Consider the following 3,981-nt stretch of genomic DNA (forward strand, 5'->3'; position numbering starts at 1 on the left):
AGGGTTAACACCTTCTTTTTTTATACAATGAATTTTGACCGTTATAATACATTGAACGTTACAAGTCAACACGTTATATTACATTCAAATTGAAATTTTTAAGGAATGGGCAATAGCTTCAATGTGAAAGTAACTCAATTAGTATTGTGTTACTTTCACATTGTTAAATAAATGTATAAAATTTCAAAATAAATGGTTGACTTTGCTATAAAAGAGCAATATAATATTAGTAATTTAGTAATTTAGTGAATTACTAAATTACTAAATAAAGGAGAGATCTTTATGAATGAATTAAATACACTTAAAGTCCCTAATCATTTAAAGCATAAACCTATCTACGAGATAAATAATTACAGTTTAATAGATGGACCATATGTTGGTGCTTCGGATGCATTAGGATTATCAATCGGCTTAGCACAATGGAATGAAAGAGGTCGTATGGATATTTCAGCAAAAGTTTGGAGACACACAGGAGATCAAAGTAAAGGATATGAAGGCGGAAAATGGTCAAGGCAATCTGAAGAACTACCACTTCATAGAGCATTAGATTTATCTATTTTTATTTGTAAAATAAAAGAAATGAGAAGCCAACAACTTAATACTAAAGAAATTAAAATTCAGGGGAATAAAGTTAGTATAGAAAAGTCTAAAAACAATGAGCATATAGTTCAAGATTTAAGCTCGTTAGATAAATATTTAGAAGAAAACGATGAATATATTGATATGCGTTTGAAGGAATTAGCAAGTACATTAAAAGATTTAGGATATTGATTTATATTTAATATAGTATGGACACATGGCAATAATTATTTTAATGCCGTCTAAAAAAGAAGTTCAAATCGGGAAATATGTTGAATTGTTTGTGTTTAAAAAGGAAGGAGAAAATAAAAATGAGTAGAGAAACATATCTTTGGAAAATGAATGTTAAAACAGATTGTATTAAAGGTGTAGATCCATTTGAATTTTGTAAAACTAATAGCATACTTGGTTGTGGATGGCGATTAAAGGATAAAAATGGTGGAAGAATAACTCCTAAAGATATTGAAGAATGTGAGAAATTAGGTAGGCAGCAGCATAATACCAGAGGCTTTATTGTTTCTATTCACGCACTTAAAGAGATAGAAAAAGATGATTTAATATGGACTAGACATAGGGGGATATATTATATATGCAGGGTAACAGGTAAATGGAGACATGATAATAGGGACGCCAATTACGATGCGGATGTTTTAAATATTATAGATGTTGAATTTGTAGAAGTAGGAACAATAGAAAATGTACCTGGCAAGGTAATAAATTCATTTAGAGCAAGGTCGACTATACAAAGAATTCATGGGTATACTGAAAACGGAGAGTCTATAAATCCTGCATTGGTTGCAACAATGAAAATTTATAATGATAAAAAGAAAACAAATTATTATGATGTAAAGCCTATGATTAAGAAAAATATATTAGATATGTTTTTACCAGAGGATGTAGAGGAAATTATAAGTTTATATCTTCAATTCGAAAAAAAATATTTAATATATTCAAGTAGTAATAAAATAGATACACAAACTTATGAGTTTGTAATGACCAGTCGGGATGGAGGTCATTTATGCTACGCACAAGTTAAAACGGGGAATGTTTCACTAGATGGTGATGATTATGTACATTTGACTAAAAAGGGAAATAAAGTATATCTTTTTACTGTTAGTCAAAAATACTATAATACTGATAATGTTAATATAATTCCACTTGAAAAAAATGAAATTATAGATTTTATTTTTAAGAATAAAGTGATTATGCCACAAAGGATCAATATGTGGTTATAAAAAAATATAGGGGGGCTTATTTTGGGGATTATAATTTTTATGGTGATGTTAGTTAATATATTTTTTTGTGGTGCGGTAGGATTTGGTTTAATGAAGTTTTTATTTGGAAACAAAGCTTTGGGTAGGGCATTAGCAGTAATAGCTTCAATTGTTTCAGGAGGGTTATATATTAACTTATTATCCAATACTTATGAACATGATATGTGGGAAACTGCCGGTTTGTTTTCATGGGTAGTATATGTAGGACCTATAGCACTATTACTTATACTTATGTTTTTAGGTTATGTATTTGGTAAAAAAGATGTTCAATAATTCAAGTAACCCCATATCTAATGATATGGGGTTACTTGTGTCGACATAAAGATAAATAATGTACTTTAGTCTAACTTACAACTTTAGAATTATCTACTTTTCTGCATTCCATAATCTAAATTCCTTTTTAAGCTGACATATGGATTGCTCCATACAGTTTTCCTGTGCTATCCATGGTAATATATCAAAGGTCTGTCTACTTCCCATTTGCCAAAAAAGTAACTCTTGTACTGCTACAAAGTCATCATCATATCTAGACTCCTCGTAACAAATAATTGTACTAAAATCAGTTCCTAATAATTCTTCAACCCTTTCATTATTAGTTTCTAACCACTGATAGAAAGGTTGTTGATTAACAACTTCATGTAACACTCCCAAAAGTATATCACCTCACCTTATATAATTTTAAAATAGGCATAGGATTTTAACTTATAGAAAAAAATCAAGTTGATAGCTAATCTTTTTTATATTTTTGTTGATTTGATGTAGTTTTATCCAATACTGTTATACCCAGAGAAGGATTATTTTTAACTTCGTTAATAAATAAAGTCCCTAAGGTAAGACGTTCACCTTTTCCTAATCTTTTCCACACATAACCCTTGAATAATTCTTTAACTAGAAAAACTTCTCCTGAATTAAGGTTCACTAATTCAGTGATAGCATCATTTAATAATGGATTCATAGATATCACTCCTTATTTTTAATATTAACATTATTGTCGTTGTTAACAATGTGCTACTGTTAATATTAGTATATCATACTTTATTAAAATTGATACCTAATATTAAAAAAATTTTTAAACATTTTTTTAGCATACAATATAATAAAATGTTATGTTGAACCGAAAATATAGACATTTGCACTGAAAATACGTGAATCATATTGGATTTCACTCAAAAATAACTACGTTTTATCGTAACAAACGTAGTCACCCCAATAAAAAAATACATTTCAGTTTCACTGAAAATATAGGTGGACAAAAGAACACCTACCAGCAAAAAAAATCGCAAGCGACCGCAAATAAATTTACTTTTTTAATTGCTTGTGTACTTTTGTCCGCCTGTTATTTTAATAAGTTCTAGATTAATTTAAGCTTTTAAAATCTTTTTCTTAATATCTTTCTAAACAACTACTATATAAAAATTCAAAGATATTGTCGGCTTCTTTTGTATTATAGAATTCAACCATTAAAGTATTAAACTGCAATCTATCTTTTGCTTTTATATTAAAAATACCTTGACCTTGTGATATTAAAACCATGTTCGATACTAATCTAGAGGTTCTTTTATTTCCATCATAAAAAAATTGATTTAAAGCTCCCCATAGAAATATTTCAAAAGCTAAATCTGTTTTACTCTCACATCTTTTTATTAACTGCGGTAATTCATTTTTAAAAATACCTTCTAGCTCTTCAGCTATTGGAGGTATAAAATCTGTTCCGGCTATTCTAACTTGACCAGTTCTAAATGCACCACTAAACAAAGCCTCATCCTTAGCCACTATATTATTAAATTTATTGAAGATATTTATGTCAAGTTCCACATTGTTTTGGCTCACTGTCTCAAACAAATGATTCCACCCATTTCTAATGTTATAAATTTGTTGCTCGTCACTTACTTTATGACCACCTATAGTAATACCCTCAAGTAAGGTTTGTACTTCGGGATAAGTAAATGGATTTCCTTCTAAATTAGCCATATTAAAGACAACATCTGACGATAATTTTCTAACTAACATTATCAATCTTTTAATTTCTAACGCTGGAACTATATCTTCATAGGATTTGTTTCTGCTAAATAGCATAATATTTCATACTCCTTTTAATTTAACTGATTATTTTTTTTGTGCCGCTGCA

6 protein-coding genes are annotated in these 3,981 nt (G+C 28.9%); 3 read left to right on the forward strand and 3 right to left on the reverse strand.

All coding sequences use genetic code 11. The annotated features are described in order from the left end of the window. Positions 1-282: 282 nt before the first annotated feature. From JJE11_RS16030 to JJE11_RS16040, 3 genes are all read left to right on the forward strand, one after another. Positions 283-771 carry a DUF6530 family protein gene (locus JJE11_RS16030; RefSeq protein WP_291637424.1) on the forward strand — a complete coding sequence of 163 codons (489 nt, stop codon included), beginning with the start codon at positions 283-285 and terminating at the stop codon, positions 769-771. Positions 772-890: 119 nt separating this feature from the next. Continuing rightward, a complete protein-coding gene (locus tag JJE11_RS16035; RefSeq protein WP_291637426.1) occupies positions 891-1,814 on the forward strand; it encodes a hypothetical protein in 924 nt (307 codons plus the stop codon). A gap of 21 nt (positions 1,815-1,835) precedes the next feature. After that, positions 1,836-2,126, forward strand: a complete 291-nt coding sequence (locus JJE11_RS16040; RefSeq protein WP_291637428.1) for a hypothetical protein — start codon at positions 1,836-1,838, stop codon at positions 2,124-2,126. A gap of 93 nt (positions 2,127-2,219) precedes the next feature. Here JJE11_RS16040 and JJE11_RS16045 read toward each other — a convergent pair whose 3' ends face one another. The 3 genes from JJE11_RS16045 to JJE11_RS16055 all read right to left on the reverse strand — a co-directional run bounded on the left by JJE11_RS16045 (position 2,220) and on the right by JJE11_RS16055 (position 3,929). After that, positions 2,220-2,504 carry a hypothetical protein gene (locus JJE11_RS16045; protein WP_291637430.1) on the reverse strand — a complete coding sequence of 95 codons (285 nt, stop codon included), beginning with the start codon at positions 2,502-2,504 and terminating at the stop codon, positions 2,220-2,222. A 76-nt stretch (positions 2,505-2,580) separates the two neighbouring features. Next, positions 2,581-2,817, reverse strand: coding sequence for a single-stranded DNA-binding protein (locus JJE11_RS16050; RefSeq protein ID WP_291637432.1), 237 nt, complete (start codon positions 2,815-2,817; stop codon positions 2,581-2,583). 419 nt (positions 2,818-3,236) lie between these two features. Further along, positions 3,237-3,929, reverse strand: a complete 693-nt coding sequence (locus JJE11_RS16055) for a Fic family protein (RefSeq protein ID WP_291637434.1) — start codon at positions 3,927-3,929, stop codon at positions 3,237-3,239. Positions 3,930-3,981 lie beyond the last annotated feature (52 nt).

Source organism: Clostridium sp., from assembly GCF_016650095.1.
Lineage (GTDB): Bacteria > Bacillota > Clostridia > Clostridiales > Clostridiaceae > Clostridium_AD.

Excerpts from the sequence above, each read along its gene's own strand:
- JJE11_RS16030 (WP_291637424.1), top strand. The coding sequence starts at position 283 with ATGAATGAATTAAATACACTTAAAGTCCCTAATCATTTAAAGCATAAA.
- JJE11_RS16035 (WP_291637426.1), top strand. The coding sequence starts at position 891 with ATGAGTAGAGAAACATATCTTTGGAAAATGAATGTTAAAACAGATTGT.
- JJE11_RS16055 (WP_291637434.1), bottom strand. The coding sequence starts at position 3,929 with ATGCTATTTAGCAGAAACAAATCCTATGAAGATATAGTTCCAGCGTTA.